This is a genomic window from Phenylobacterium sp., assembly GCF_019636135.1.
GTDB lineage: Bacteria > Pseudomonadota > Alphaproteobacteria > Caulobacterales > Caulobacteraceae > Phenylobacterium.
In genome coordinates this window covers 1-26,043 of sequence record NZ_JAHBYD010000031.1, presented here as the reverse complement: position 1 = coordinate 26,043, position 26,043 = coordinate 1, and the positions used below count along the sequence as shown (strand labels likewise).

Annotated in this window: 32 protein-coding genes and 1 tRNA gene; 9 read left to right on the top strand and 24 right to left on the bottom strand. The window is 70.2% G+C overall.

What is annotated here, in order from left to right; all coding sequences use genetic code 11:
* Positions 1-75: 75 nt before the first annotated feature.
* Entirely contained in the window at positions 76-2,049 is a 1,974-nt protein-coding gene (gene phaC / locus KF737_RS18725; protein WP_296458577.1) for a class I poly(R)-hydroxyalkanoic acid synthase, read from the top strand.
* A gap of 132 nt (positions 2,050-2,181) precedes the next feature.
* Here phaC and KF737_RS18720 read toward each other — a convergent pair whose 3' ends face one another.
* On the bottom strand, positions 2,182-2,856 hold the full coding sequence (locus KF737_RS18720) for an isoprenylcysteine carboxylmethyltransferase family protein (RefSeq protein WP_296458574.1): 675 nt from the start codon (positions 2,854-2,856) through the stop codon (positions 2,182-2,184).
* Between the two features lie 140 nt (positions 2,857-2,996).
* Here KF737_RS18720 and KF737_RS18715 point away from each other — a divergent pair, with 140 nt between their 5' ends.
* The 4 genes from KF737_RS18715 to KF737_RS18700 all read left to right on the top strand — a co-directional run bounded on the left by KF737_RS18715 (position 2,997) and on the right by KF737_RS18700 (position 5,596).
* Positions 2,997-3,599 carry a hypothetical protein gene (locus KF737_RS18715; RefSeq protein ID WP_296458571.1) on the top strand — a complete coding sequence of 201 codons (603 nt, stop codon included), beginning with the start codon at positions 2,997-2,999 and terminating at the stop codon, positions 3,597-3,599.
* Between the two features lie 253 nt (positions 3,600-3,852).
* Positions 3,853-4,179 carry a PadR family transcriptional regulator gene (locus tag KF737_RS18710; RefSeq protein WP_296458569.1) on the top strand — a complete coding sequence of 109 codons (327 nt, stop codon included), beginning with the start codon at positions 3,853-3,855 and terminating at the stop codon, positions 4,177-4,179.
* Positions 4,176-4,739: a DUF1700 domain-containing protein gene (locus KF737_RS18705; RefSeq protein ID WP_296458565.1), complete on the top strand. Its 564-nt coding sequence runs from the start codon at positions 4,176-4,178 to the stop codon at positions 4,737-4,739. Before KF737_RS18710 ends, KF737_RS18705 begins: the two co-directional genes overlap by 4 nt.
* A gap of 14 nt (positions 4,740-4,753) precedes the next feature.
* Positions 4,754-5,596, top strand: a complete 843-nt coding sequence (locus tag KF737_RS18700) for a DUF2807 domain-containing protein (protein ID WP_296458562.1) — start codon at positions 4,754-4,756, stop codon at positions 5,594-5,596.
* A 63-nt stretch (positions 5,597-5,659) separates the two neighbouring features.
* On the opposite strand, the gene msrB is transcribed toward KF737_RS18700, so the two are convergent.
* From msrB to KF737_RS18675, 5 genes are all read right to left on the bottom strand, one after another.
* Entirely contained in the window at positions 5,660-6,169 is a 510-nt protein-coding gene (gene msrB, locus KF737_RS18695) for a peptide-methionine (R)-S-oxide reductase MsrB (protein ID WP_296458558.1), read from the bottom strand.
* 54 nt (positions 6,170-6,223) lie between these two features.
* Positions 6,224-7,204 (bottom strand): N-acetyl-gamma-glutamyl-phosphate reductase, encoded by a 981-nt coding sequence (gene argC / locus KF737_RS18690; RefSeq protein WP_296458555.1) that lies wholly within the window; start codon positions 7,202-7,204, stop codon positions 6,224-6,226.
* A 90-nt stretch (positions 7,205-7,294) separates the two neighbouring features.
* Positions 7,295-7,786, bottom strand: coding sequence for a 30S ribosomal protein S9 (rpsI, locus tag KF737_RS18685; protein ID WP_296458553.1), 492 nt, complete (start codon positions 7,784-7,786; stop codon positions 7,295-7,297).
* Positions 7,786-8,259, bottom strand: a complete 474-nt coding sequence (gene rplM, locus KF737_RS18680) for a 50S ribosomal protein L13 (RefSeq protein ID WP_296458692.1) — start codon at positions 8,257-8,259, stop codon at positions 7,786-7,788. Before rplM ends, rpsI begins: the two co-directional genes overlap by 1 nt.
* Before the next feature lie 236 nt (positions 8,260-8,495).
* A complete protein-coding gene (locus KF737_RS18675; RefSeq protein WP_296458550.1) occupies positions 8,496-9,527 on the bottom strand; it encodes a COX15/CtaA family protein in 1,032 nt (343 codons plus the stop codon).
* Positions 9,528-9,623: 96 nt separating this feature from the next.
* Between KF737_RS18675 and KF737_RS18670 the strand changes: the two genes are divergently transcribed.
* On the top strand, positions 9,624-9,821 hold the full coding sequence (locus KF737_RS18670; RefSeq protein ID WP_296458544.1) for a DUF2842 domain-containing protein: 198 nt from the start codon (positions 9,624-9,626) through the stop codon (positions 9,819-9,821).
* A gap of 92 nt (positions 9,822-9,913) precedes the next feature.
* Positions 9,914-9,990, top strand: a tRNA-Pro gene (locus KF737_RS18665).
* A gap of 29 nt (positions 9,991-10,019) precedes the next feature.
* On the opposite strand, the gene KF737_RS18660 is transcribed toward KF737_RS18665, so the two are convergent.
* The 7 genes from KF737_RS18660 to KF737_RS18630 all read right to left on the bottom strand — a co-directional run bounded on the left by KF737_RS18660 (position 10,020) and on the right by KF737_RS18630 (position 14,973).
* Positions 10,020-10,688 (bottom strand): PEPxxWA-CTERM sorting domain-containing protein, encoded by a 669-nt coding sequence (locus KF737_RS18660; RefSeq protein ID WP_296458541.1) that lies wholly within the window; start codon positions 10,686-10,688, stop codon positions 10,020-10,022.
* A 203-nt stretch (positions 10,689-10,891) separates the two neighbouring features.
* Positions 10,892-11,305: a MerR family transcriptional regulator gene (locus tag KF737_RS18655; RefSeq protein ID WP_296458538.1), complete on the bottom strand. Its 414-nt coding sequence runs from the start codon at positions 11,303-11,305 to the stop codon at positions 10,892-10,894.
* Positions 11,306-11,321: 16 nt separating this feature from the next.
* Positions 11,322-11,624 carry an integration host factor subunit alpha gene (locus tag KF737_RS18650; protein ID WP_296458688.1) on the bottom strand — a complete coding sequence of 101 codons (303 nt, stop codon included), beginning with the start codon at positions 11,622-11,624 and terminating at the stop codon, positions 11,322-11,324.
* A 115-nt stretch (positions 11,625-11,739) separates the two neighbouring features.
* Positions 11,740-12,732, bottom strand: a complete 993-nt coding sequence (locus KF737_RS18645; RefSeq protein WP_296458535.1) for a beta-ketoacyl-ACP synthase III — start codon at positions 12,730-12,732, stop codon at positions 11,740-11,742.
* A gap of 1 nt (position 12,733) precedes the next feature.
* The gene (gene plsX, locus KF737_RS18640) at positions 12,734-13,789 is read right to left on the bottom strand and encodes a phosphate acyltransferase PlsX (protein ID WP_296458531.1); all 1,056 of its coding nucleotides are present in this window, start codon (positions 13,787-13,789) and stop codon (positions 12,734-12,736) included.
* A 144-nt stretch (positions 13,790-13,933) separates the two neighbouring features.
* Positions 13,934-14,449, bottom strand: coding sequence for a YceD family protein (locus tag KF737_RS18635; RefSeq protein ID WP_296458528.1), 516 nt, complete (start codon positions 14,447-14,449; stop codon positions 13,934-13,936).
* The gene (locus KF737_RS18630) at positions 14,446-14,973 is read right to left on the bottom strand and encodes a ubiquinol-cytochrome C chaperone family protein (RefSeq protein ID WP_296458525.1); all 528 of its coding nucleotides are present in this window, start codon (positions 14,971-14,973) and stop codon (positions 14,446-14,448) included. The genes KF737_RS18635 and KF737_RS18630 overlap by 4 nt, the downstream gene beginning before the upstream one ends.
* Before the next feature lie 111 nt (positions 14,974-15,084).
* Here KF737_RS18630 and KF737_RS18625 point away from each other — a divergent pair, with 111 nt between their 5' ends.
* Positions 15,085-15,591, top strand: coding sequence for an outer membrane protein assembly factor BamE (locus KF737_RS18625; protein WP_296458522.1), 507 nt, complete (start codon positions 15,085-15,087; stop codon positions 15,589-15,591).
* Positions 15,592-15,761: 170 nt separating this feature from the next.
* Here the strand turns inward: KF737_RS18625 and KF737_RS18620 are convergent, their stop codons facing one another.
* From KF737_RS18620 to glyA, 10 genes are all read right to left on the bottom strand, one after another.
* Complete coding sequence (locus KF737_RS18620; RefSeq protein WP_296458520.1) at positions 15,762-17,906, bottom strand: sodium-translocating pyrophosphatase; 2,145 nt, start codon at positions 17,904-17,906, stop codon at positions 15,762-15,764.
* A gap of 187 nt (positions 17,907-18,093) precedes the next feature.
* Entirely contained in the window at positions 18,094-18,528 is a 435-nt protein-coding gene (locus KF737_RS18615; RefSeq protein WP_296458517.1) for a hypothetical protein, read from the bottom strand.
* Positions 18,529-18,576: 48 nt separating this feature from the next.
* Positions 18,577-19,851: a sulfatase gene (locus KF737_RS18610; RefSeq protein WP_296458514.1), complete on the bottom strand. Its 1,275-nt coding sequence runs from the start codon at positions 19,849-19,851 to the stop codon at positions 18,577-18,579.
* A 36-nt stretch (positions 19,852-19,887) separates the two neighbouring features.
* A complete protein-coding gene (thiL, locus tag KF737_RS18605) occupies positions 19,888-20,850 on the bottom strand; it encodes a thiamine-phosphate kinase (protein ID WP_296458512.1) in 963 nt (320 codons plus the stop codon).
* Positions 20,831-21,298 (bottom strand): transcription antitermination factor NusB, encoded by a 468-nt coding sequence (nusB, locus tag KF737_RS18600; protein WP_296458509.1) that lies wholly within the window; start codon positions 21,296-21,298, stop codon positions 20,831-20,833. The genes thiL and nusB overlap by 20 nt, the downstream gene beginning before the upstream one ends.
* Positions 21,295-21,759: a 6,7-dimethyl-8-ribityllumazine synthase gene (gene ribH, locus KF737_RS18595; RefSeq protein WP_296458507.1), complete on the bottom strand. Its 465-nt coding sequence runs from the start codon at positions 21,757-21,759 to the stop codon at positions 21,295-21,297. The genes nusB and ribH overlap by 4 nt, the downstream gene beginning before the upstream one ends.
* A 33-nt stretch (positions 21,760-21,792) precedes the next feature.
* The gene (locus tag KF737_RS18590) at positions 21,793-22,383 is read right to left on the bottom strand and encodes a riboflavin synthase (RefSeq protein ID WP_296458504.1); all 591 of its coding nucleotides are present in this window, start codon (positions 22,381-22,383) and stop codon (positions 21,793-21,795) included.
* Complete coding sequence (locus KF737_RS18585) at positions 22,384-23,028, bottom strand: RibD family protein (RefSeq protein WP_296458501.1); 645 nt, start codon at positions 23,026-23,028, stop codon at positions 22,384-22,386.
* A gap of 75 nt (positions 23,029-23,103) precedes the next feature.
* A complete protein-coding gene (nrdR, locus tag KF737_RS18580; protein WP_296458498.1) occupies positions 23,104-23,577 on the bottom strand; it encodes a transcriptional regulator NrdR in 474 nt (157 codons plus the stop codon).
* A 31-nt stretch (positions 23,578-23,608) separates the two neighbouring features.
* On the bottom strand, positions 23,609-24,898 hold the full coding sequence (gene glyA, locus KF737_RS18575) for a serine hydroxymethyltransferase (RefSeq protein ID WP_296458685.1): 1,290 nt from the start codon (positions 24,896-24,898) through the stop codon (positions 23,609-23,611).
* Positions 24,899-25,102: 204 nt separating this feature from the next.
* On the opposite strand from glyA, the gene KF737_RS18570 reads away from it, so the two are divergent.
* On the top strand, positions 25,103-25,537 hold the full coding sequence (locus KF737_RS18570) for a MucR family transcriptional regulator (protein ID WP_296458495.1): 435 nt from the start codon (positions 25,103-25,105) through the stop codon (positions 25,535-25,537).
* Positions 25,538-25,781: 244 nt separating this feature from the next.
* Here KF737_RS18570 and KF737_RS18565 read toward each other — a convergent pair.
* The coding region (locus tag KF737_RS18565) for an aminotransferase class I/II-fold pyridoxal phosphate-dependent enzyme (protein WP_296458492.1) at positions 25,782-26,043 on the bottom strand (262 nt) is incomplete at its 5' end.

Here is a 26,043-nt window from a genome sequence, read left to right as displayed (position 1 = left end):
CAAGGTCATATGCGATGATCGCGGAAGGCGAAAGAGCGCGCGGCGAACGCGCGCCATGACGGAAGGGACGACCCGATGAGCGAGCAGACCTCGGCGCCGCCGAAGGCGAAGTCGAAGAAGGCCGGCGGCAAGAAGCAGAAGGCGGCCAAGGCGGCGGCCGAGGCCAAGACGTTCGCGCCGGCCCCCGAGGCGGCCCCCGGGGCGGCCGCGGCGGGCGCCGCCTCGACGGCCGGCGCGTCCGGCAGGCCCGCGTTCGACCCGGCGGCCGCCTTCACCGCCGAACAGCGCGCCCAGGTCGAGCAGCTCTCGGTCAACCTGGCCCGCGCGGCGCTCACCGCCCAGGGCGCGATCGCCGAGATGGCGCTGCGCCAGGCCGACCGCCCGGCGGCGCTCTCGCCCGACCCGTTCCACGTGGCCCCGGCGCTCACCCAGGTGATGGGCCGCCTCGCCGCCCAGCCCGACCGCATGATGCGGGCCCAGGGCGACCTCTTCGCCCGCTACCTCGACCTGTGGCAGGCCACGGCGCGGCGGGCCGGCGGCGAAACGCCCGAGCCCGTCGTCTCGCCGGCCAAGGGCGACAAGCGGTTCACCGACCCCGACTGGAGCGAGAACCCGGTCTTCGACGCCATCAAGCAGTCCTACCTGCTCACCGCCAACTTCCTGAACGACATGGTGGCCGAGGTGGACGGCGTCGATCCGCTCGAGAAGCGCCGCGTCGAGTTCTTCATGAAGATGCTCACCGACGCCTTCTCGCCGTCGAACTTCCTGGCCTCGAACCCGACCGCGCTCCGCGAGGTCATGGCCACCGGCGGCGCCAGCCTGGTCAAGGGCATGGAGAACTTCCAGGCCGACCTCCAGCGCGGCGGCGGCCAGCTCTCCATCGCCCAGACCGACTACGACATGTTCAGGATCGGGGAGAACGTCGCCACGGCCCCCGGCAAGGTCGTGTTCCGCAACGAGATCATCGAGCTCCTGCAGTTCTCGCCGTCGACCGAGCAGGTCTACGAGATTCCGCTGCTGATCTTCCCGCCGTGGATCAACAAGTTCTACATCATGGACCTGCGGCCGGAGAATTCGCTGATCCGCTGGCTGGCCTCGCAGGGCATCACGGTGTTCGTGGCCTCGTGGGTGAACCCCGACGCGCGGCTCGCCGCCAAGACCTTCGAAGACTACATGCGCCAGGGCATCTACGAGGGCGTCGGCGCGGTGCTGAAGCAGGCTGGCGTCGATCGCGTGAACACCGTCGGCTACTGCATCGGCGGCACCCTGCTCTCGGCCACCCTGGCCCACATGGCGGCCAAGGGCGACAAGACCATCGGCTCGGCCACCTTCTTCGCCGCCCAGCAGGACTTCTCCGAGGCCGGCGACCTGCTCCTCTTCACCAACGAGGACTGGCTGAAGGACCTGGAGGCCAAGATGGACGAGGGCGGCGGCGTCCTCTCGGGCCAGACCATGGCCGACACATTCAACGCGCTGCGCGGCAACGACCTGATCTGGTCGTTCTTCGTGAACAACTACCTGCTGGGCAAGGAGCCCCGGCCCTTCGACCTGCTGTTCTGGAACTCCGACCAGACGCGGATGCCGAAGACGCTGCACACCTTCTACCTGCGCCGCTTCTATGGCGAGAACGCCATGGCCAAGGGCGAGCTCACCCTCGACGGCGTGAAGATCGACCTCTCCAAGGTGAAGATCCCGGTCTACGTCCAGTCCTCGAAGGAGGACCACATCGCCCCGCTCCGGTCGGTGTTCAAGGGCGCCAGGCTGTTCGGCGGCCCCACCACCTTCACCATGGCGGGCTCGGGCCACATCGCCGGCGTCATCAACCCGCCCGCGGCCCACAAGTACCAGCACTGGACCAACGCCGCCCTCCCCGCCTCGCTCGAGGAATGGCAGGCCGGCGCGGTCGAGCACCCCGGCTCCTGGTGGCCCCACTGGGCCGAATGGCTCCAGGCCCGCTCGGGCAAGCTGATCCCCGCCCGCGACCCGGCCAAGGGCCCGCTCGCGCCCCTGGGCGACGCGCCGGGCGAATACGTGCTGGTGAAAAGCTGACGACGCGGCGGCGCGCCGCTACACTGGAAGGCGTACATGCACACCCACGCCGTCACTTAGGAGCCTCGTTGGGCAGACGGGCGCCACGGAAGCCTCGACGTGGTTGCGCCAACCCACCACTTGCGGCGCGAGCTACCAGATCAGCGGCGCAAGCCGATAGCGCACGTGGCCGAGGTAGTCGCCGTAGCCCGCGAGATTGGCCTTGAGAAACACTTCCTCGTCGATCAGCCGCCACACGAGCACGGGCACGATCAACGCGGCCGGGATCAGCCCCCACCACGAGCCTAGCGCCAGGGGGAGGCCCGCCACCATGACCAGCGCCCCGGCGTACATCGGGTGGCGCACGACGGCGTAGGGGCCGCTATCGATCACATGCTGGCCGTCCTCAACCTCGATGGTGCCGGCGGTGAAGGTGTTCTCCCGGAACGTGAAGAAGATGATCACGAAGCCCAGGGCGATCATCACCGCGCCGGCCAGCGAGACGGCGGGTGGAACAGCCGACCAGCTGAAGCGCCGATCGAGGCCCGGCGTCACGAAGATCGAGAGGAAGGCGACGCTGGTGAGCGCCTGGATGATCTTCTGCGTGACGTCGGGCTCGGCGGTCGGGGCCGCCTTCACCCGCCGCTCCAGCAGCGCCTTGTCGCGGAACCAGAGCCACACGGTCATCAGTGCGGCGCACCCGAAGAACACCGCCAGGGTCGTCCATCCGCGGCTGTCGTTCGGTGTCCCGGCCGCACCGAAGAAGGCCGTCGCCACGAGAGCGAATAGGAAGGTGAACCCGGCGAAGGCCCTGACGACCAGCATCATCCTGTGGATACTTCTGCTTGCGCAGGGGCACGCTACGCCTGGGTGGACCAGGTTTCCAGCGGCAGGATCGCGAACGCGCCAGAACCCGCCCTCCCCACCCACGTCCGCTTCTGACGCACGGGCGTGTTCCACTGCCGCTCATGTCCGAGGCCCTGCCCGACATCGGCGATATCGACGCGGTCCTCGGCCTGGTGCTGCGGGTCGACCTGGCGTTGCTGCAGCACGTGAATGCGCAGGCGCTGGAGACCACCGATCCCGACACCCTGAACGACTACGTCCGCTCGCAGGCGCGGCTGACGCGCTCCGTGCGCACCACGCTCACCACCCGGGCGCGGCTGTTGCGCGAGGAGGCCCCGGAGCCTCGCCGCGCGCACGCGCCTGGCCGTGAAGACCTGGGCCCCGACCTGACCGAACAGCTCGAGATGGAGGACGCGGTCCACGCGCGGGTCTGCCTGGAGTACGACCCCGTGGAGGCCGAAGAGATCGACCCCGAACTGGGCGAACTGGTCGAGTGGGTGCGGAAGGACGCCGCCAACGCCGGCCTGTCCCGCGAAGCCCGCGTCGACGCCGTGATGGCCCTCGTCCACACCCGGCTCGGCCCCCCGAAAGCCGCCCCGGAGCCGGCGCCGCCCGCCGAGCCGCCGCCCCAGCGCGAGCCGCCGCCCGACCCCGACCCCTTCAACGGCCGCCTGGCCCCGCCGATGCATGTCCCCTCCTGGGAATGCGACGACGACACCAGTTGAGGCGCGCCCGGCGCGAAGCGCCCCTCGATTGAACCGCGGAATACGCGGAATGACGCGGAAAGAAGGAAGACGGAAGTTCGTCCCCCGGCCCCACGGCCGCTCGGGCGCCTTTCCGCGTACTTCCGCGTATTCCGCGGTTCATTCTCTTGCGGCTGCGCCGCTACCTTGCACCACCTTACTAAGGTTTAATGCAAGCTACCTTGCATCGCACGCTACCTTGCCTTACCTCAGTGGTCAGCCAGGAGGCGCTGAGGTGCCGGACGCCATCGAGATCCAGTTGAAGAAGGGGGCGCTCGAACTCTGCGTGCTCGCCCTCCTCCATCAGCACGACAGCTACGCCTACGAGATCGCCAGCCGCCTCGCCGACGCGATCGGGATGGGCGAAGGCACCATCTATCCGCTGATGCGCCGGCTGCAGTCGGACGGCCTCGTCGAGACCTACCTCGTCGAGAGCCCGGCCGGCCCGCCGCGCAAGTACTACAGGCTGAGCGAAGCCGGGCGGAAGAGCTTCGAGAGCCAGTCCGCGGCCTGGAGGTCGTTCTCCGGCGCCGTCGAAACCATCCTTGGAGGGGCCAAGTGACACGCCAGGCATTCATGGCGCGGCTTCGGGAAGGCCTGCGCGGCCTGCCCTCGCAGGCCATCGCCGACATCGTCGCCGACTACGAGGCGCATTTCACCGACGGCGAGGCCGCCGGGCGCACCGAGGCCGAGGTGGCCGCGGCCCTGGGCGACCCCGACCGGCTGGCGCGCGAGATCCGCGCCGAGAGCTCGCTGAACCGCTGGCGCGACGAGCGCAGCCCGTCGTCGGCCGCCGCCGCGGTGTTCGCGGTGCTGGGCCTGGGCGCCGTCGACATCCTGATCCTGCTGCCGATCCTGATGGGCGTCGCCGGCGCGATCGTCGGGATCGCGGTGGCGGTGATCGTCTGCTTCTTCGCCGGCGCCTTCGTCTTCGCCGCCGGGCCGTTCATGGACCCGCCGGGCGGGCCGGCCACGGCGCTGCTCGCCGGCCTCGGCGTGATGGCGGGCTCCGCCTCGGGCGGCGCGCTGCTGACCATCGTCTCGATCGGCCTGATGAACGCGCTGGTCTGGTACGGGCGGCTCCACTACCGGCTGCTGAAGCCGGCCCTCGAACCCCAGTAAGGCGGGAGGCCCACATGATCCGCGTACTCGCCATGATCGCCGTCGCCGGCTTCGTGCTCTGCGTGGCCAGCCTGGCCGCGGCCGTCGCCATCGGCGGCCCCGAGGCCCTGGCCCGCGGAAGCTGGAACATCGCCTCCGGCCACTGGGGCGACGACGACTGGAGCTGGAGCCTGCGCAAGCACCGGCTCTCGCACCGCCACGAAGACGGGGGGACCGCCGACGCCGGGCCCGAGGCCACCCGCACCCTGGCCTGGAGCGGCGCCGACAAGCTCGACATCGACCTGCCCGCCGACGTCCGCTACGTGCAGTCGGCCGGGGCGTCGAGCGTCGTGGTGACCGGGCCGCAGCGCGCCATCGACCGCATCGTGGTCCGCGGCGACTCCATCCGCTACGCCAGCGGCCGCCACCGCCACTCTCCGCGCGTCTCGATCGTGCTGACGGCGCCGAACGTCTCCGCCTTCGACGTCTCGGGCCGCAGCCGGCTGACGATCGAGGGCTACCGGCAGCCGCGCCTCAGCCTGGACGTCTCCGGCGACGCGGAGGTCACCGGCAGCGGCGAGACCGACGAGCTCAGCGTCGATCTGTCGGGTTCGGCCGAACTCGAACTCGGCGCCCTCAAGGCCCGCCGCGCCAACATCGACGTCTCGGGCGCCGGTGACGCCACACTGGCGCCGACCGACGAGGCTCGCGTCGAGATCTCCGGCGCGGGCGATGTCCGACTCATCACCCAGCCCAAGACCCTGGAAACCGACATCTCGGGAGCCGGCAAGCTGCGGCAGGTCCAAGCCGCCCCGACACCCTCGCCTTCGCCCTCGCCGTCCCCATCGCCGTCGCCCTCCCCCAAGTCGAAGACTTAGCCGGCCGACGGAACCCTCCTGGCCCGGGTGCGCGTCGTCGCCCCGGGCCTCTTTTTTGGCCCGCTAGGCGGGGATGAACTTCAGGGCCACGCCGTTGTTGCAGTAGCGCAGGCCGGTGGGCCTGGGGCCGTCGTTGAAGATGTGGCCCTGGTGGCCCAGGCACTGGGCGCAGTGGTACTCGGTTCGCGCGACGCCGATCTTGTAGTCGGTCTTCGTCGCGACGGCGCCCGGGATCGCCCGGTAGAAGCTGGGCCAGCCGGTGCCGCTCTCGAACTTGGTGTCGCTGGTGAACAGCGGCAGGTCGCAGCCGAGGCAGGCGAACCTGCCCTTGCGGTGTTCCTTCAGCAGCGGGCTGGTGCCGGGCCGCTCGGTGTCCTCGTGGCGCAGGACGCCGTAGCTGGCGGCGGGCAGCTTCTGGCGCCACTCGGCGTCGGTGAGCTTGCGGAACGGCGAACTGGCGTACGCGTCCTGGGCGGCGAGCGCGTTGGAGGCCGGGACGGCGAAGGCCAGGGCGGAGGCGGCCGCGAGGAAGCCGCGGCGAGCGAGGAGCGGGGTTTCAAGGGACTGGGACATGCCCCGATTACGCGACCTCTCCGCGCCGGGATGCAAGCCCCCGCGGCCGCCGGATCACAGCCCGGCGTCCTCGGGCAGGCCCAGCATCAGGTTGAGGCTCTGCACCGCCGCGCCCGAGGCCCCCTTGCCCAGGTTGTCCAGCAGGGCGACCAGGCGGGCCTGCCTGCCGTCGGCCGAGCCGAAGACGAACAGGCGCATCCTGTTCGTGCCGTTCAGCGCCTGGGGATCGAGCCCGGCCACGTAGTTGGCCGCGCCGGCGCGCGCCTTCTGGAGCTCGGCGCATTCGGCGCCGCTGGCCACCTCGACGAAGGTCTCGCCAGCATAGGCGGCCTCGAGGGCCACGTGCAGGTCGGCGGGCGTCGGCTGGCCCGGCAGCGCCCAGAGCTGGAGCGGAACCTCGACCAGCATGCCCTGGGCGTAGCGGCCAACCGACGGCGCGAAGACCGGCGGATGGGCGAGCCCCGCGTGGATCTGCATCTCCGGCAGGTGCTTGTGGGCCAGGGTGAAGCCATAGGCGCGGAAGGCGTCGTCCGTGCCCTGCGGCGCGGGCTGGCCCTCGAACTCGGCGATCAGGCCCTTGCCGCCGCCCGAGTAGCCGGAGATCGCGTTCACCGTGACCGGGAAGTCGGCCGGGATCAGGCCGGCGGCCACCAGCGGCCTCACCAGTCCGATGAAACCGGTCGGATAGCAGCCGGGGTTCGAGACGCGCGTGGCGTTGCGGACCGCGTCGCGCTGGTCCCTCGACATCTCGGGGAAGCCGTAGGTCCAGCCGGGCGCCGTGCGGTAGGCCGTCGAGGCGTCGACGACCTTCACCGAGTTGGACGAGATCAGCGACACGGCCTCGCGCGAGGCGTCGTCGGGCAGGCACAGGACCACGGCGTCGGCCGCGTTCAGCAGTTCGGCGCGGGCGCCGGCGTCCTTGCGCCGTTCCGGATCGATCGAGAGCAGCTCGATGTCGCGCCGTCCGGCCAGCCGGTCGCGGATCTGGAGGCCGGTCGTGCCGGCTTCGCCGTCGATGAAGATCGTGTGGGCCATGGTCGGTCCCCGCAGTGATAAGGCCAGAAAGAGAAAGGGCGCCTCGGTTGCCCGAAGCGCCCCTTCCAAACGCGAGTGTTCGCGCGCGGCTCAGCGCTTCGAGAACTGGAAGCTGCGGCGGGCCTTGGCCTTGCCGTACTTCTTCCGCTCCACGACGCGCGGGTCGCGGGTGAGGAGGCCGTGCGGCTTCAGCACCGAGCGGAGGCCCGGCTCGTAGTAGGTCAGGGCCTTCGAGATCGCGTGGCGGATCGCGCCCGCCTGACCGGAGAGGCCCGAGCCTTCCACGGTGGCGATGACGTCGAACTGGCCGGCGCGGTCGGTCAGTTGCATCGGCTGGGCGATCATCATCCGCAGCACCGGGCGGGCGAAGTACACCTCCTGGTCGCGATCGTTGATCGTGATCTTGCCGCTGCCCGGCTTGATCCAGACGCGGGCGACCGCGTTCTTGCGCTTGCCGGTCGCATAGCTGCGGCCCTGGGCGTCGACCTTGCGCTCGTGGACGGGGGCTTCCGCCTGCGTCCCCATGCCCTTCAGGGCGTCGAAGCCGGTGGCGGCCTCGGTCGGCGTTTCAGCTTCGGACATCAGGCGCTCCGCACGTTCTTGGCGTTCAGGTCGGCGAACGCGATGGTCTCGGGGTTCTGCGCGGCGTGCGGGTGCTCACCGGTGTTGTAGATGCGCAGGTGCGTCATCTGCTTGCGGGCCAACGGGCTTTCCTTCGGCAGCATGCGCTCGACGGCCTTCTGCAGGACGCGCTCGGGATACTTGCCGCCCAGGATCTGGGCCGGGGTCCGCTGCTTCACGCCGCCCGGGTGGCCGGTGTGCCAGTAGTAGACCTCGTCGGTGGCCTTCTTGCCCGTGAACTTCACCTTGTCGGCGTTCACGACGACGACAAAGTCGCCACAGTCGACGTGCGGGGTGTAATCAGCGCGATGCTTGCCGCGAAGACGCATGGCGATGAACGAAGCGAGGCGGCCGACCACGGCGTTCTCGGCATCGACAACGATCCACTTCTTCTCGACCTCGGCGGGCTTCAGCGAAGCCGTGGTGCTCTTCAGCATGAGGGACGATCCAATGAACCAATGCGGGTCCGCTGGCTGCGCCCCCGACGTGAGGGGCGGCATATGCCGAATGCGCGCCTTGAAGTCAACCGCACGAACGTCGCACGGAAATATCTAGATCGCGGATTTCATTGGATATTTCATGTGAGGTACTATTTTACCGTGACTTTCTCAGCCGCCGGGCGCGATCCTGTCCACCGCGGCGTCGGCCCCGCGCCACGGCCGGCGGACCGTCAGATCCGCCGAACCCGCCAGGCGAAGGCGACACCCAGGCCGAGCACCGCCGCCGCGCTCAGTTGGTGGACGATGGACAGCCCGAGCGGCGCGCGCGTCATCAGCGTCGCGATCCCGAGCCCCGCCTGGAGCACGACCGCGGCGGCCACGCCCAGGCCCAGCAGCTTCGACGTCCGCGCGAGGTACGTCGACCGCCACGCCGTCACGCCCAACGCCACGGCGACGACCGTCAGCAGGTAGGCGACCAGGCGGTGATGCAGTTGCACGGCGCCCTGGCTGTGCGCGAGGGTCGCCCAGAGGCCGCCGTTCCAGTAGTCGTCCGGGACCAGCCGCCCGTTCATCAGCGGCCAGTCGTTGTAGACCAGGCCGGCGTCGTTGCCCGCGACCAGCGCGCCCAGCAGGATCTGCACGAAGATCAGGCCGAGCAGCGCGGCCGCGCGCCGGCCCCAGGGGCTGGGCAGGGTCTGCCGCGCCGCGCCGGCCCAGCAGTCGAAGGCGGTCCACAGCAGCGCCGCGAGCAGCGCGAAGGCCAGTCCGAGGTGCGCCATCAGCCGCTCGGGCGCGACCGATACCCGCTGCGACAGCCCGCTCGCGACCATCCACCAGCCGACCGCCGCTTGGGCCCCGCCGAGCGCGAAGATCACCCCCAGGCGCAGGAACAGCCGTCGCGGGAGCTCGCGCCGGATCGCGAAGACGACGAACGGAACGAAGAAGACGGCGCCGATGATCCGGCCGAGGAAGCGGTGCGACCACTCCCACCAGTAGATCGTCTTGAAGTCGGCGAGGCTCATGCCGGCATTGAGCTGCGCGTACTGCGGAATCTGCTTGTAGCGGGCGAACTCGGCCTGCCAGTCGGCAGGGCTCAGCGGCGGGATCGCGCCGGTCACCGGCTTCCACTGGGTGATCGAGAGGCCGGAATCGGTCAGGCGCGTGGCGCCGCCGAGGACGATCATGCCGATCACCAGGGCGGCCACGACGAACAGCCAGATGGCCACCGGCTTGGAGCGGTCGGAACTCAGGAACGAGATCATGGCGCCTAAGGGTACGCGGACTTTTCTCGGTTGGCTTTGAGCCGGACCCTTTAGCGGGCTTACGCCGCCGCGGCGAGCGCTCTATGACGGCTCCCCATGTCCCCGCGCCTGCGCAAGTTCATCGGCATGATCGCGATCCTCGCGTTCTGCGGCCTCTATGTCGTCGTGGTCGTGAGCGTGGGCGACTACATCCCCGACCACTGGGCCGCCCGCCTCGCCTACTACGGCGTGGCCGGCACGGTCTGGGGCGTGCCGCTGTTCCCGCTGATCAGGTGGATGAACCGGGAGGGTTGAGGCCCTTCCCTTCCCGCGTGTGCGGGAAAGGAAGTTGGGCCTTGCCCTCATCCCTGCTTCCGCTAGAAGACGCCCCTCGCCGCCTGGCCCTTCGGAGCGTGGCGCAGCTTGGTAGCGCACTTGACTGGGGGTCAAGGGGTCGCAGGTTCAAATCCTGTCGCTCCGACCAGCGGCCGGCGGCGAGATTTCCCTTCCTGGCTAGACCGCCGCCGCGCGGCGTCGCGCCCGCAGCACCGCGCCGGCCGCGCCGAAGCCCACGATCATCAGCGCCCAGGCGCCCGGCTCGGGGATCACGCCCGAGATGCGGAAGGCTGAGCCCGGCGCGCCGGCTGCTCTGAAATAGGCGCCGGGCGGACCGATGGCTTCCTGCAGCGGCCGCGGCACGAAGTAGGGCATGAAGCCGAACAGGGTGTCCCCGGGCAGCACCTCGAAGCCGACCCAGTAGGCGCCCGGCCCGACGCGCCAACTGATGTCGCTCGTGCCGATGTAGCCGTTGCCCGGCCCGCCGTCCGACAGGCCGATCGTGTAGAGTTGAGCGCCGGGGGTCCAGTAGCTGGGGCCCGGCCCGTCCTCGTAGAGCGTGATGTGATAGGTGCTCGGCCCGTCGCCGAAACGGCCCACCCAGCCTTCGATGCTGGTGATGGTGAGCTCCGTGTCCACCACGAACCGCGCGGCGATGGACTGCGGGCCAAAGCCCGGGATCGCATTGGCGTTGAGGAGCGAGTAGCCCGCGTTGAGCTGGGTCGGATCGCCGGTGTCGACGATGACGGCCGTCCCGGCGTGGGCCGGTGCGGACGCGACCGCCACGGCGCCGGCGAGGCCCGCGAGCGGCGCGGCGAAGTACGCCCATAGGTTGGTGTTTCGCACCGGGAAGCCCTCCTGATCTGACCAGGAGACGCTGCCACGCGGCGCCCGGCGCGGGTATCGGACGGAAGTCGTAGGACCAAAGTCCTAGGGGTGCGTCCTCGATACCGCCCATCCCGGCGCCCAGATGGAATGGCGCAAAGGGAGGGTTCCAGGACCTGCGAGCTCCTCCGATCAGCCTCCGCGAGCCTGCACCTGGGGCGCCGCTACTTCTTCAGGAGGCCGTCGAGCCGGGCCTTGATCGATTCCAGGTCCTGCAGGGCCTCGAGGAGCCCGCTCCTGTCGCCCGCCGGGGCTTTCGGATCGACGGGAGCCGAGGGTTTGTCCGGGGTCGGGGCCGAGAAGGTGACGCCCTCGCCCGCCGCGACCAGGCGCTTCAGGCCCTGCTCGCGCTGGAGCTTCTGGACCCCCTTGATGGTGTAGCCCTCGTCGTGGAGCAGGCGGCGCACGCCCTTCAGCACGGCGATGTCTGACGGGCGATAGAACCGCCGCCCGCCGGCCCGCTTCATGGGCTTGATGAAGCTGAACCTGGTCTCCCAGAACCGGAGCACATGCTGGGGCACGTCGAGTTCGTCCGCCGCTTCGGAGATCGTCCTGAAGGCGTCGGGCCCCTTGGCCACCGCGGTTACGCGGTCCTCACCGCGACAGGGCCCGGTCGACCCGGGCCTTCATCACCTGGCTCGCGCGGAAGCCGATCACGCGGCGCGGATCGATGGCGGCGGGCTCGCCGGTCTTCGGGTTGCGTCCCATGCGGGCGCGCTTGGCGCGGACCTGGAAGACGCCGAAGCCGCTGAGCTTGACCTGTTCGCCCCGTTCCAGGGCGACGCACATCAGCTCCAGGACCCGCTCGACGAGCTCGGAGCAATCCTGACGCGTGAGGCCGACCTGCTCGTGGACCGCCTCGCAGAGGTCGGCTCGCGTTACCGTCGCCCCCTTCATGATCGCCTGCGTCCCCATAGCCACATCGTTCATGTGTCTTGATTGTCCTATTGCTACAAAGACTTCAAGTCACGCTTTGCGGCCCCGACCTAAGAAGCCGACCCAAGAAGCCGCCCTAAAGGCGCAGGACGCAGGCGCCCCAGGTCAACCCACCGCCCATCGCCTCGAGCAGCAGAAGCTGTCCCGGCTTGATGCGACCGTCCTTCACGCCCTCGTCCAGCGCAAGGGGAATCGACGCCGCCGAGGTGTTCGCGTGCTCGGCGACCGTGGAGATGACCTTGCTCTCGTCGATGCCCAGGCGCCGGGCGACGCCCTCCAGGATCCGCTGGTTGGCCTGGTGGGGGATGAACCAGTCGACCTCGGGCACCGAGACGCCCGCGTCTGCGGCCGCAGCGGTCACCGCCTCGGAGATGTTCACCACGGCATGGCGGAACACCTGGTTGCCCTGCATGCGCAGGTAGCCGGTCTGGCGGTTGGTCGAGACGCCGCCGTCGACGTAGAGGAGTTCCTGCTTGGTCCCGTCGGCGCGCAGCGCGAAGCCCAGCAGGCCGCGGTCGGCCGTGGTCCCCTCGCCTTCGCCCGGCTCCAGCACGACCGCGCCGGCGCCGTCGCCGAACAGCACGCAGGTGCCACGGTCGGTCCAGTCCATCAGCCGCGTCATGGTCTCGGCGCCGATGACCAGCGCGCACCTGCTGCGGTTGCGGGCCACGAAGCCGTCCGCGACCGACAGGGCGTAGACGAAGCCCGAGCAGACGGCCTGCACGTCGAAGGCGATCCCGATCGGGCAGCCCAGCTTGCGCTGTACGATGGTGGCCGTGGCGGGGAAGGTCAGGTCGGGCGTGGTCGTCGCCACGATGATCAGGTCGACGTCCTGCGGCGCGCGGCCGGCGGCGGCCAGGGCGCGGCGGGCGGCTTCCACGGCGAGATCGGAGACGGGCGTGTCGTCGTCGGCCTGCCGGCGCTGCCGGATGCCCGTGCGCTCGCGGATCCACTCGTCCGACGTCTCGACCAGCTTGGAGAGTTCGTCGTTCGTGACGATGCGGTCGGGCAGGAAGCCGCCGACCCCGGTCACGACGCTACGCAGGACACCAGGAGACTTGGGGGGCAATTCAGGCGGCTCCGTCCGCGGATGCGGGACCCGCGTCGGCGAGCGCAGCGGGAAGCCGCCTCATATTCCGTTCGATCTCGGAGGCAAACCCGCTTTGCGAAAGATCGGCCGCGGCCTTCACCGCCTTGGCGAAATCGCGGGTCTCGGCCGAGCCGTGGCACTTGAGGACCAGGCCGTTCAGGCCCAGGAGCGGCGCCGCCGGCGGCGGGCTGATCTTGTCGCGGAACTTCAGCAGCGCAGGTCGGGCCAGGATCGCGCCCAGTCTGGCGACGGCTCCGTTGGTCAGCGCGGCGCGCAGCTCGCCGAACATGAACCTCGCGGCGCCCTCCATGGCCTTCAGGGCCACGTTGCCGGTGAAGCCGTCGGTGACCACCACGTCCACGGCGCCGCCGGTGATGTCGTCGCCCTCGACGAAGCCCTTGTACTCGAGGTCGATCCGGCCCTCGCGGAGGATGCGGTTGGCTTCGCGGACCTCCTCGTGCCCCTTCATCTCCTCGGAGCCGACGTTCAGCAGGCCCACGGTGGGCCTCGCGACGCCGTGGGCCGCGCGGTGATACGCCTCGCCCATGATGGCGAACTCGACCAGGCGCTCGGCGTCGCAGTCGATGTTGGCGCCGGCGTCCAGGAAGGTGGTGACGCCGCGGGCGTGGGGCATCGAGGCGACGAGCGCCGGCCGATCGAGATCGGCCGTCATGCGCAGGATCAGCATGGAGATGGCCATCAGGGCGCCGGTGTTGCCGGCCGAGACGGCGACGTCGGCGTGACCTTCACGGATCGCCTCGACGGCGTTCCACATGGACGAGCCCTTGCCGCGGCGCATGGCCTGGGCGGGCTTCTCGTCCATGGCGATGACCTTGTCGGCATGCCGGATCTCGACGCGGTCCAGCGCCAGCCTGCACTTCTGGGCCTCGGCGCGGATCGCGGCCTCGTCGCCGTGCAGGACCAGGCGCGCATCGCCGGGAAGGCCCGGCAACGCATGGGCGCACGCCGGCACCACCACGGACGGCCCGTGATCGCCGCCCATGGCGTCGATCGAAATCACCAGCAGCTGGGTCAAGTCGGCGCTTTCGTCCCCCGAGCGATCGGCTTCGCCGACCGCGGCTCCTGGCTTGGACCGTTCCGGACGCCGAACCGGTTTCCACTTCGGCTGAGAACGGTCTGCGATTCCGGCGACCATAGCGGCGCCGTGGCAGGCTGGGAACTAACCCTTCGGTTCCTGCAGCTTCTTCAGCGCCGCGAAGGGGGACGTCTCCTCCTCCGGCGGCTTGTAGTCGAAGGTCGCGCCGGGCTTGCGCGGGAACGGATCGATCTCCAGCGCCAGGTGCTCGGCGGCCACGGCGGCCACGTCGATGGCGTCGCCGTCCAGGATGTCGGGGGCGTCCGGGGCGTCGGGGTCCAGTTCCACCGCGCCGGCCGCCGGCTCGGCGGCATGCGGGCTGCCGGCCGGCACGGCGCGGAGGTCGATCTCGCCCGCGACCGGCTGCTCGAACCGATCGAGCGAGATCCCGCAGACCTGCTCGACCACGGCCTTGAAGCGGCCCGTCACCTCGACGCCGTCCAGCCAGGGCTTCACGGTCACGTCGGCGGTGAAGCTGGGCAGGCTAAGCAGACCCAGTTGCTTCGCCAGCGCCGCGCGCTGCGCCTCGTCCGGCGCGAGCTTCAGCGAGACCGGCCCGCGCGCCAGTTCGTGCAGCTTGACCGGACGGGTCCAGCTCAAGGCGCGCCCCACGCGATCTCGCCGGCGAAGAAGCCGTCCACCGGCTGGCTCGCCAGGACGGCGCGCTGGGCCATGATGTAGTCCGCGAGCGGCCCGATGTCGGCGTCCGCGACCCCGGCGTAGACCGTGCGCGCGAGCATCGCCTCCAGCTCCGTCCGGTCCGGCAACGCCGCCAGCGCCTTCTCGTACGACGTGACGCGGCCGAAGAACGCCTCGCCCAGCTTGCGCATCCGCTTGCCCACCGACAGGTCGCCCACGCCCATCTCGCGCAGGGAGTTGTCCAGCGCGCTGACGTAGGTGTCGAACAGCGCCTGCGCCGTCTCGGACGCCTGCGGCCCCTGCCCCTTCAGGCGCTCCAGCACCAGGTAGACGTGCAGGCTGTAGACCTCGAAGCGGCCCTCGGGCGTATCGGGCGCGCCCAGCGTCGCGTAGAGGGCCGGATTGCGGGCCTGCGCCACCGTGCGCGCATAGAGCGCGCGGCCCGCCTCCACGGCGGGTCTCGGCTTGAACAGGCGCTTCAGCATGACGGGCCTCGATTTCGCCCCGAAGGTGGGGCTAAAGGCGGCATTGAACTAAGGGGCGGCCAGCGATAGGTCAAAGCCTCTTGCCGGCTCCGGTTTCAGAAACGAGTCCGAATGTCCCGTCCCGCCGCCTCCTCCGGTCTCCAGGCCGCCCTCGCCGCCGTCACCCTGGCGGCCGCCGGGCTGAGCGCCTGCTCTCCGATCACCAGCTATTCGGGCTTCCAGGCGATCGACTCCGACCCGAAGGACGTGAAGGTCGGGACCGACACCAAGTCGACCGTGCGCGCCAAGCTGGGCTCGCCCTCGGTGCAGTCGACGTTCGACCCGAACGTCTGGTTCTACGTGAACCAGGTGAAGGAGCGCGTGGCGTTCCGCCGCCCGAAGGTCACCGCCCGCAACGTGACCGCCATCGCCTTCAACAAGGAGAGCGAGCTGGTGGAGACGGTGAACGTCTACACGCTGAAGGACGGCAAGGTGATCGCCTACAACACCCGCGAGACCCCCACGCGCGGCCGCGAGATGACGATCCTCGAGCAACTCCTGGGCAGCGTGGGCCGCGGCGGCCTGCTGCCGCAGGACGACGAGGGCGTCCCCGGTTCGCGTCCGGGAGATCGGCGCTAGCCAAAAAAATCCCTCCCCTTCAGGGGAGGGACAGCTCGGCGCAGCCGAGCCGGGTGGGGAAAACCTGGGTCATCCCCACCCCTCGGAGTTTCGCACCACACTTCCCCACCCTGGCCGCTGGCGCGGCCTGTCCCTCCCCTGAAGGGGAGGGATGGTCGGGGGATTGGGCCTCAGCCCACCGCGCCGTGCGCCAGGATCGCCAGCAGCAGCAGGGCCACGATGTTGGTGATCTTGATCATCGGGTTCACGGCGGGGCCCGCCGTGTCCTTGTAGGGGTCGCCGACGGTGTCGCCGGTCACGGCGGCCTTGTGGGCCTCCGAGCCCTTGCCGCCGTGGTGGCCTTCCTCGATCAGCTTCTTGGCGTTGTCCCACGCGCCGCCGCCCGAGGTCATCGAGATGGCGACGAACAGGCCGGTGACGATCACGCCCATCAGCATGGCGCCGAGCGCGGCGAAGCCGTTCACCTTGCCGGCGATGGCGTTGATCACGAAGAACAGCACGACCGGCGAGGCGACCGGCAGCAGCGACGGGACGATCATCTCGCGGATCGCCGCCGTGGTCAGGATGCCGACGGCCTTGCCGTACTCCGGCTTCACCTCGCCCGTCATGATGCCGGGGTTCTCACGGAACTGGCGGCGGACTTCCTCCACCACCGATTCCGCGGCCCGGCCCACGGCGGTCATCGACATGCCGCCGAACAGGAAGGGCAGCAGCCCCCCGAACAGCAGGCCGACCACCACGTAGGGGTTGGAGAGGTCGAAGGCGACCGCGCCCAGGTCGGCGAAGAACGAGCCCGGCTCGGCGTTGGCCGAGAAGAACTTCAGGTCCTCGGTGTAGGCGGCGAAGAGCACCAGGGCGCCCAGGCCGGCCGAACCGATGGCGTAGCCCTTGGTCACGGCCTTGGTGGTGTTGCCCACGGCGTCGAGCGCGTCGGTGGTGACGCGGACTTCCGGGGGCAGGCCCGCCATCTCGGCGATGCCGCCGGCGTTGTCGGTCACCGGGCCGAAGGCGTCGAGGGCCACGATGAAGCCCGCCAGCGACAGCATCGCGGTCACCGCGATGGCGATGCCGAACAGGCCCGCCAGGCTGTAGGTGACGATGATGCCGGCGATGATCACCAGCGCCGGGGCCGCGGTGGACTCCAGGCTCATGGCCAGGCCCTGGATCACGTTCGTGCCGTGGCCCGAGACCGAGGCCTTGGCCACCGACTTCACCGGCCGGAAGCCCGTGCCCGTGTAGTACTCGGTGATCACGACGATCAGCGCCGTGACGACGAGGCCGACGAGGCCGCAGTAGAAGAGCTCGTTCGCCCCGAAGGTCTTCTCGGCGATCGTGCCGGCCGCGACGGTGACGTCGGCGGTGACCAGGGTGTTCACGACCCACCAGATGGCGGGGATCGAGAGCACGCCGGTGACGATCAGGCCCTGGTAGAGCGCGCCCATGATGTTGTTGGACTTGCCCAGCCGGACGCCGAAGGTGCCGAGGATCGAGGTGAAGATGCAGACGCCGCAGATGCCGAGCGGCAGCAGCATCATGCTGGACACCGTGTCGGCCGCGTCGCGGAAGAAGATCGCCGCGAGCACCATGGTGGCGACCGTGGTCACCGCGTAGGTCTCGAAGAGGTCGGCGGCCATGCCGGCGCAGTCGCCGACGTTGTCGCCCACGTTGTCGGCGATGGTCGCGGCGTTCCGCGGGTCGTCTTCCGGGATGCCGGCCTCGACCTTGCCCACCATGTCGCCGCCCACGTCGGCGCCCTTGGTGAAGATGCCGCCGCCGAGACGGGCGAAGATGGAGATCAGCGAGGCGCCGAAGCCCAGGGCCACCAGGCTGTCGACGACTTCACGGCTGGTGTTCTCCAGGCCGAGCGCGCCGGTCAGCACGTAGTAGTAGCCGGCGACGCCCAGGAGGGCGAAGCCCGCCACCAGCATGCCGGTGATGGCGCCCGAGCGGAACGCGAGCGACAGGCCCTTGGCCAGCCCCTCCGACGCGGCCTGCGCGGTGCGCACGTTGGCGCGCACCGAGATCAGCATGCCCGCGAAGCCCGCCAGGCCCGACAGCACCGCGCCGATGGCGAAGCCCACGGCCGGCAGCGCGCCCAGCAGGAAGAAGCCGGCGATCAGGATGACCACACCCACGATCGCGATGGCGGTGTACTGCTTCTGGAGGTAGGCCTGCGCCCCCTCCTGGATAGCGGCGGCGATCTCCTGCATCCGGGCGTTACCCGGAGAGGAGCGCAACAGCGACATCGTCTGGAGCACGCCGTACAGCACGGCGGCCACCCCAGCGACGATCGCCAGCGTCAACATCGAACTCATTTGCAGCGAACCCCTTTGCGCCTGCGCGAGAGGACCCGGATCGCCGCCCTTGCCGACGGCCTCGCCCGAAAAGTCCCGTCCCAGTGTTTCCCCAACCACGAGGGGCGCACGAGCGCGCACCTCGGAAGACGCCGGAAACTACTCAAGTTTGGCGGAACGGCGCAACCGGCCGCAGGGGAAGCTCCGCTCAGGCGCGCGGGACGGTCATGCGCCGGCGCGGCGCCTGCGAGGTCACGACCACATTGCGGATGCGTCCCGGCCCCGCGATCGCGTTCGCCTCGCGGGTCAGGGCGGCGGTCAGCTTCGCGACATCGACCTTGGACAGGTCGCTCGGATGGTTGAACGGCGTGCGGTGGCCGGCGCGGACCAGGGCGTCGCGGAAGAACGGCTCCTTCTCGCGCAGTTGGGCGGCGTTGGCGGCGCTGGTCAGGTTGATGCGCACATAGACGAAGACGTAGTTCACGAGGCGGCCGTTCGCCGTGATCGGCAGGCCGACGGGCTGCAGGTCGACGTACTGGCCGACGTCGCCCTTGCCCTCCTTGCCGCCTTCCTTCTCCGACGCGGCGGCCGGCGACGCCGCGAGCGCGATCAGGGCGGCGGCGAGGGCGAAACGGCGGACCATGCGCGGACCTTCGGCCGAATCCCTTTCCGAAACGTAGCCGGCGCCGCCCTAATCCGGATGGTCGGCGGCGCTCGCGGGCGCCACGTGCGGCGGGAAGGCGTCGGCCATCGGCTCGTAGCGTGCGCGCGCCGCGGCCAGCCGCTCGCGCATGTCGGCCAGCGCCTCGGGGTGGAGCCGGGCGACGCTGTAGTTTTCGCCGGGGTCGGCCTGCATGTCGAAGAGCAGCGGCAGGGCGTCCAGCGGCGCGTCGTAGGTGCGGTAGTAGGACCGTGCGACCAGCTTCCAGCGGTCGGTCCTGAGGCCCGCGACGTGGTTGTTGTTGAAGAGCAGGATCTCCTCGTGCGCAGGCCCCTGCCCGGTCGTCAGTTGCGCGGAGACGTCCAGGCCATCGAGCTCGACGCCGGCGGGCGCCGGCAGGCCGGCGAGGCTCAGCAGCGTCGGCAGGATGTCGAGGTTGCTGGCGAGGCCGCCGGCGACCGTTCCGGCCGGAATGCGGCCCGGCAGGCGCGCGACGAACGGCACGCGGAAGGCCCCGTCCCAGGCCCCGCCGCCCTTGCGGTCGCGGAACGGCCCCGACGAGCCCTCGAACCACGGTCCGTTGTCCGAGGTGAAGGCGACCATCGTGTCCCCGTCGATCCCCAGCGCCTCCAGCTTCTCCAGCAGCCGGCCGACGTTGACGTCGATCTCCTCCACCACTTCGCCGTAGGCGCCGCCCGCCGACCCCGTCAGGTCGTCGGGGTTGGGAACCAGCGGGATGTGCGGCGCGGTCAGCGCCAGCAGGATGAAGAACGGCCGGTCGCGATTGGCCTCGGCAAACGCCATCGCCTGCTCGAAGAACCGCTGCGTCAGCTTCGCCATGTCGACGCGGCCGTCGTGCGCCGTCACCGATTCGCCCTCGGCCTCGTAGACCTGTAGCGGCCGCATGTCGTGGCTGTAGGGCACGCCGTAGAAGCGATCGAAGCCGTAGCTGGTCGGCGGGAAGTGCGGCGCCACGTGGCCCAGGTGCCACTTGCCGAACAGGGCCGTGGCGTAGTCCGGCTTCAGCGCCTTCGGGATCGTGACCTCCGAGAGCGGCAGGCCCTTCGTATCGGCGGGTTGCAGCACCTCGTGCGCCAGGCCCGAGCGGATGGCGTAGCGGCCGGTCAGCAGGCCCGCGCGGCTGGGCGTGCAGACATTGGCCGAGGCGTAGAAGTCGGTGAACCGCGCGCCCTCGGCCGCCAGCCGGTCGATGTTGGGCGTGCGGATGTGGGTCGAGTCGTTGCAGCCGACGTCGCCGTAGCCGAGGTCGTCGGCAAGGATCACGATGAAATTGGGCTGTCGCATCCCCCCACCCTAGCGCGCGGCGAAGCTTCGCCAAGCCTAGGTGTGCCGCCACCCGCCGGGGCCGGGATCGATGAGCGCGCCGGCGGCCCGGACCTCGACACCCTCGCCCTCCTGCACCTCGCCGATGACGGTGAAGCCGGCTGGCCGGCGCACGCCGGACGGCGCGGTGCAGACCACTTCGTAGTCGTCGCCCCCCGAACCGAGGCGCAGCAGCGCGGCGGGGATATCCGCCTGCTGCTCCAGCCAGGTGGCCGCGCCGCGGCTCAGCGGCAGCTTGTCGAGGTCGATGGCGACGCGCACCTCACTGGCCTCGGCCAGGTGGCGCGCATCGGCGATCAGGCCGTCCGAGACATCGGCTGCCGAGGTGGCGATGCGGCGGAGCTGGTCGCGCAGGTCCAGCCGCGGCTCGGGCAGGCGGTAGCGGTAGACGAGCTCGCCCTCGGTGTCGGAGATCTCGCCGCGGACGGCCGCGAGCCCCAAGGTCCCGTCGCCGATCGTGCCCGAGACCAGCAGCCGGTCGCCCGGCCGCGCGCCCGACCGGCGCACCATCCGGCGCTCGGGGACCCAGCCCATGGCCGTCAGGCTCGCCGTGAACGGACCGGGCGTCGAGACGGTGTCGCCGCCCATCAGGCTGACGCCATAGGCCTCCAGGTCGGCCGCAAGCCCCATGGCGAACCGCTCGCGCTCGCGGGCGCCCAGGCCGTTGGGCCAGGCCACGAACAGGAAGGCCGCGAAGGGCTCGGCCGCCTTGGCCGCCAGGTCCGAGAGGTTCACCCGCACCAGCTTGCGCGCGACCAGGTCGGGCGCCTCGCCCACCGGGAAGTGGACGCCCTCCACGATGGCGTCCTTGGTGACCACGACCTCGTGGCCCTTGCGGCTGGGCAGGACGGCGGCGTCGTCCTTCAGGCCGAAAGCGCCCGGCGCGCCGCGGGTGAGCGGGCGGAAGAGGCGCTCGATCTCGCCGAACTCGTCCAGCCGTTCAGGCCCGGGGCCGGACATCGCGGGCCACCGCGTCCAGGGCGCCGTTCACGAAGCCGGGCTCCACCCCCTCGAAGAAGCTCTTGGCGATCTCGACGTACTCGTCGATGGCCACCTCGGTCGGCACGTCGGGGCGGTGCGCCAGTTCGTAGGCGCCGGCCCGCAGGATCGCCCGCACCGTGGCGTCCAGCCGCTCCAGCCGCCAGTTCTCGGCCAGCCGCCGGGCGATCGCGGCGTCGACCCGCGACTGCTCGGCCACCACACCGCGCACCAGTTCGGCGAAGAACGCTTCGTCGGCGCTGGCCAGCGGCGCGGTCTCGTTGTCGCCCACCTCGATATCGCGGTCGAAGCGGTGCTCGGTGAACTCGCGGATCACGTGCTCGACGCCGATGGACGACACCTCCATCTGGTAGAGGGCCTGCACGGCGGCCAGTCGCGCGACCGAGCGCGACGCGTGCGCGCCGCTCATCGCCTGCCGCCCAGCAATTGCTGCTTCAGGGCGATCATCGACAACGCCGCGCGGGCCGCGCCGCCGCCCTTGTCGCCTTCGCTGAGGCGGGCGCGGGCCCAGGCCTGCTCGTCGTCCTCGGTGGTCAGGACGCCGTTGCCGATGCACAGGCGCTTGCCCGTGGTCAGGTCCATGATCCCGCGGGCGCTCTCGTTCGAGACGATCTCGAAGTGGTAGGTCTCGCCGCGGATCACGCAGCCCAGCGCGACGTAGCCGTCGTAGCGGACGCCCGTCGGCTTGTGGCCGGCCTCTTCCGCCAGGGCGATGGCGCCGGGGATCTCCAGGGCGCCCGGAACGGTGACGACATCGTATTCCGCGCCGAACGCGCTCAGCGCCTGCGTCGCGCCCTCCAGCAGCGCGTCGGCCAGGTCGTCATAGAAGCGCGCCTCCACGATCAGGAGGCGGATCGGCTCATCGCTCATCGAAGGTCCCTGGACAGCGGTTGGATGCTGCTCTTAGGCCGTTTCGCGCCAGCGGGCGAGATAGCGCGCCAGCATGTCGATCTCGAGGTTCACCCGCGAGCCGGGCGTCAGCGTCCCCAGCGTCGTCACGTCCCAGGTGTGGGGGATCAGGTTCACGCCGAAGACGTCGTCCTCGACCTCGTTGACGGTCAGCGAGACGCCCTCGACCGTGATCGACCCCTTCGGCGCGATGTAGCGGTGCAGCGGCCGGGGCGCGCGGATGCGCACCCGGTGCGAGCCGCCCTCGCTCTTGATGGAGAGCACCTCGCCCACGCCGTCGACATGCCCCGAGACGATGTGACCGCCGAGCTCGTCGCCCACGCGGGCGGCGCGCTCCAGGTTGACCGGCCGGCCTTCCGCCCAGTCCGACAGCGTCGTGAGGCCCAGCGTCTCGCCTGAGACCTCCACGGCGAACCAGCCCCCGCCCTTCTCCACGACGGTCAGGCAGCAGCCCGCGTGGCTGACCGAGGCGCCGATGTCGATGGTGGCGAGGTCGAAGCGCGTCTCGATCTCGAACCGGCGGTCGCGGTTGGTGTCCCGGACGCTGCGGACGCGTCCCACGTCGGTGACGATGCCGGTGAACATTCAGCCCCTCGAATAGCGTTCCCAGAGGTCGTCGCCGAGTTGGCCCACCTCCACGCGCCGGAAATGGGGCGCCTCGGCGAGCGCCGCAACCGCCAGCGCGCCCACGCCGGGCCGCCCTTCCCCGCCGATGACGATGGGCGCCCGGAACCACTCGATCGTGTCGACCAGCCCGCAACGCAGGAAACTGCCCGCCACCTGCCCGCCGCCCTCGACGAACAGGTCGGAAAGCCCTTCGTCCGCAAGCATTTGTGCGACGACCTTCAGATCGGGGCGATCCTTGCCGATCGCGGGCGCGCGCAGCACGCGGACGCCGGCGCGCGTCAGCGCCGGATCCGGAGCGCCGGTGGCGACCACATAGGTCGGGACCTCGCGCGCCGTCTTCACGAGCACGCTGTCCGCCGGCAGACGCTGGCGGCTGTCCAGCACCACGCGCGCCGGCTGGCGGCCTCCGTACCCCGGCAACCGCACCGTCAGCGACGGGTCGTCCGCCAGCGCCGTCTCGATCCCCACCACGACCGCATCGTGGGCCGCGCGCAGCCGATGCACCTGCTCGCGCGCCTGCGGCCCCGTGATCCAGCGGCTTTCCCCGGACGCCGTCGCGATCCGGCCGTCGAGCGAGGTGGCGAGCTTGAGGGTGACTGACATCGCCCTACCCTTATGGGGCGCGGCGCACGGAGGCCAGCCATCCAGGGGCGTGGCGCGCTCAACCGGCGCCCGAGCCTACCGCCCGTCGACCAGCGCCTCGCTGAGGCCCTCTTCGCTCAGGAACTGGGCGAAGTCGCTGGTCTCGCGGAAGTCGCGGTAGACCGAGGCGTAGCGGACGTAGGCCACGTCATCGAGCTGCTTCAGATGCTTCATGACCAGCTCGCCGACGGTGGACGACGGCAGCTCGGTCTCGCCCATGCTCTCGAGCTGGCGGGCGATGGCCGAGATCATGCGTTCCACCCGCTCGGGCTCGATCGGCCGCTTGCGGATGGCGATGGAGATCGAGCGGGCGAGCTTGTCGCGGTCGAAGGGCGTGCGGCGGCCCGACCGCTTCAGGATGGTGAGCTCGCGAAGCTGCACGCGCTCGAACGTGGTGAAACGGCCCTCGCACGACGGGCACAGCCGGCGCCGGCGAATCGCCGCACCGTCTTCCGACGGGCGGCTGTCCTTCACCTGGGTCTCGTCGTGGCCACAGAATGGGCAGCGCATATTTAGCCCCTCCTTCAGCCACTTAACGCTATTAGCTGTAGATGGGGAAGCGCCTCGTCATCGCCACCACCTCGGCGCGGACCTTCTGCTCCACCGCCGTGGAGTCCTCGCCGGTCGCCACCGCGTCGAGCACTTCGCCGATCCAGCGGCCGACCTGACGGAATTCCTCGGGGCCGAAGCCGCGGGTCGTGCCGGCCGGCGAGCCGACGCGCAGGCCCGACGTCTGCATCGCCGGCAGCGGATCGCCGGGGATCGAATTCTTGTTCGTGGTGATCCCGGCCCGCTCCAGCGCGACTTCGGCCTGGGCCCCCGAGACGCGCTTGGGCGTCAGGTCGACCAGCATGAGGTGGCTGTCGGTGCCGTTGGAGACGATCTTGAAGCCCACGCCCTGCAGGCTGTCGGCCAGCGCCCGGGCGTTCTCGATCACCTGCTTCGCATAGGTCCTGAACTCGGGCTTCAGCGCCTCGCCGAAGGCCACGGCCTTGGCGGCGATCACGTGCATCAGCGGGCCGCCCTGCAGGCCCGGGAAGACCGCCGAGTTGATCCGCGACGCCAGCTTCTTGTCGTTGGTCAGGATCATGCCGCCGCGCGGGCCGCGCAGGGTCTTGTGCGTGGTCGTGGTGACGACGTGGCTGTGCGGGAACGGGTTCGGGTATTCGCCGGCCACGACCAGGCCCGCGTAGTGGGCGACGTCGCTCATCAGGATCGCGCCCACCTCGTCGGCGATCTCGCGGAACTTCGCGAAGTCGATGTGCCGCGAATAGGCCGAGCCGCCGGCGATGATCACTTTCGGCCTGTGCTCGCGGGCCACCGCGGCGGCCTCGTCGTAGTCGATCAGGTGGTCCTGGGTGCGCACGCCATAGGCCACGGGATGGAACCACTTGCCCGACTGGTTGACGCTCTTGCCGTGGGTCAGGTGGCCGCCGTGGTCCAGGTTCATGCCCATGAAGGTGTCGCCCGGCGTCATGGTGGCCATGAACACCGCCTGGTTCGCCTGGCTCCCGGAGTGCGGCTGCACGTTGGCGTACTCGCAGCCGAACAACTGCTTGGCGCGGTCGATCGCGAGCCGCTCGGCCTCGTCGACCACCTCGCAGCCGCCGTAGTAGCGCTTGCCCGGGTAGCCCTCGGCGTACTTGTTGGTCAGCACCGAGCCCTGGGCGTCGAGCACGGCCCTGGAGACGATGTTCTCCGAGGCGATCAGCTCGATCTGGTCCTGCTGGCGCCGCAGCTCACCCGACAGGATCTTCGCGAGGTCCGGATCGGCGCTGTCCACGCCGGCGCGGAAGAAGTCTTCGGTCGAGGGCTTCGATTGCACGTGCAGGTTCAAGGGCAAGGCCTTCGCTGGAGCGCCGACTCCCGGGTCGGCGAGAGGCGCCTCCTTTACCTCCGAACGCCCCCCGCTCCAACCGCGCCCGCGAACAGTATTTCTGGGAACCGTTCGCGGTCGCCGCGCGTTGACGGCCGAAGGCCGGGCGTGGTGGGATGCGCAGAGGGTCCGAACTCGCATGTCAAAAAGGGGTGGTGAATGAGCGCAGGACCCGATTCCGATGGTCCGTCGGAGCTAGAGCTGTTGCGCCTGGGGGCGGGAATCGTCTCTGCGTATGTGGGCCGGCATGAGATCGCCGTAGACGCCTTGCCGGACGTCATCCGCACCGTGCATCAGGCCCTGACCGCGCTGACCGCCGCGTCGGCCGCCGCCCGGGCCGAGGAACGCCCGAAGCCGGCCGTGCCGATCGGCCGGTCCGTGCAGCACGACTACATCGTCTGTCTCGAGGACGGCAAACGGCTGAAGTTGCTGAAGCGCTACCTGCGCTCGCACTACAATCTGAGCCCGGACGAGTATCGCCGCCGCTGGGGCCTGCCGGCCGACTACCCGATGGTCGCGCCGGCCTACGCCGCGCGCCGCTCCGACTTCGCCAAGCAGATCGGTCTCGGACTGGGCGTCCGCCGCAAGACGTAAGAGGGATCGCCCGGCTTCCGACACGTCGAAGTGAAAGAACGCCCCTGGGTCAGCAGGGGCGTCCGGGACCGGCGCCGCGTCGGGTTGTAGGTGGCTCCGGTCCTGATCGAGAGTTGAACATGCTTCGGTAGCGCCGGCACACGCCAGGACGTCGCAGGACCAACTTGTCGCAGCCCGGGCGGGACCAGGCCGCGCGCGACGCCGTATTCCTTCGCCGAGGCCCTCTTCAGCAGAGGGCCGGGCCTCAGGCGGCGACGCCGCCGATGCGCTTGATGTTGCAGTGGGTCCAGAGCTTCTCGAGCACCTCGACGAGTTCGTCCATCATGCGGTCGTCGTGGGCGGGGCTGGGGGTGAAGCGCAGCCGCTCGGTCCCGCGCGGCACGGTGGGGTAGTTGATCGGCTGGACGTAGATGCCGTGGTCTTCCAGCAGCATGTCGGAGATCATCTTGCAGTGGATGGGGTCGCCCACCAGCAGCGGCACGATGTGGCTGACGGATGGCATCACC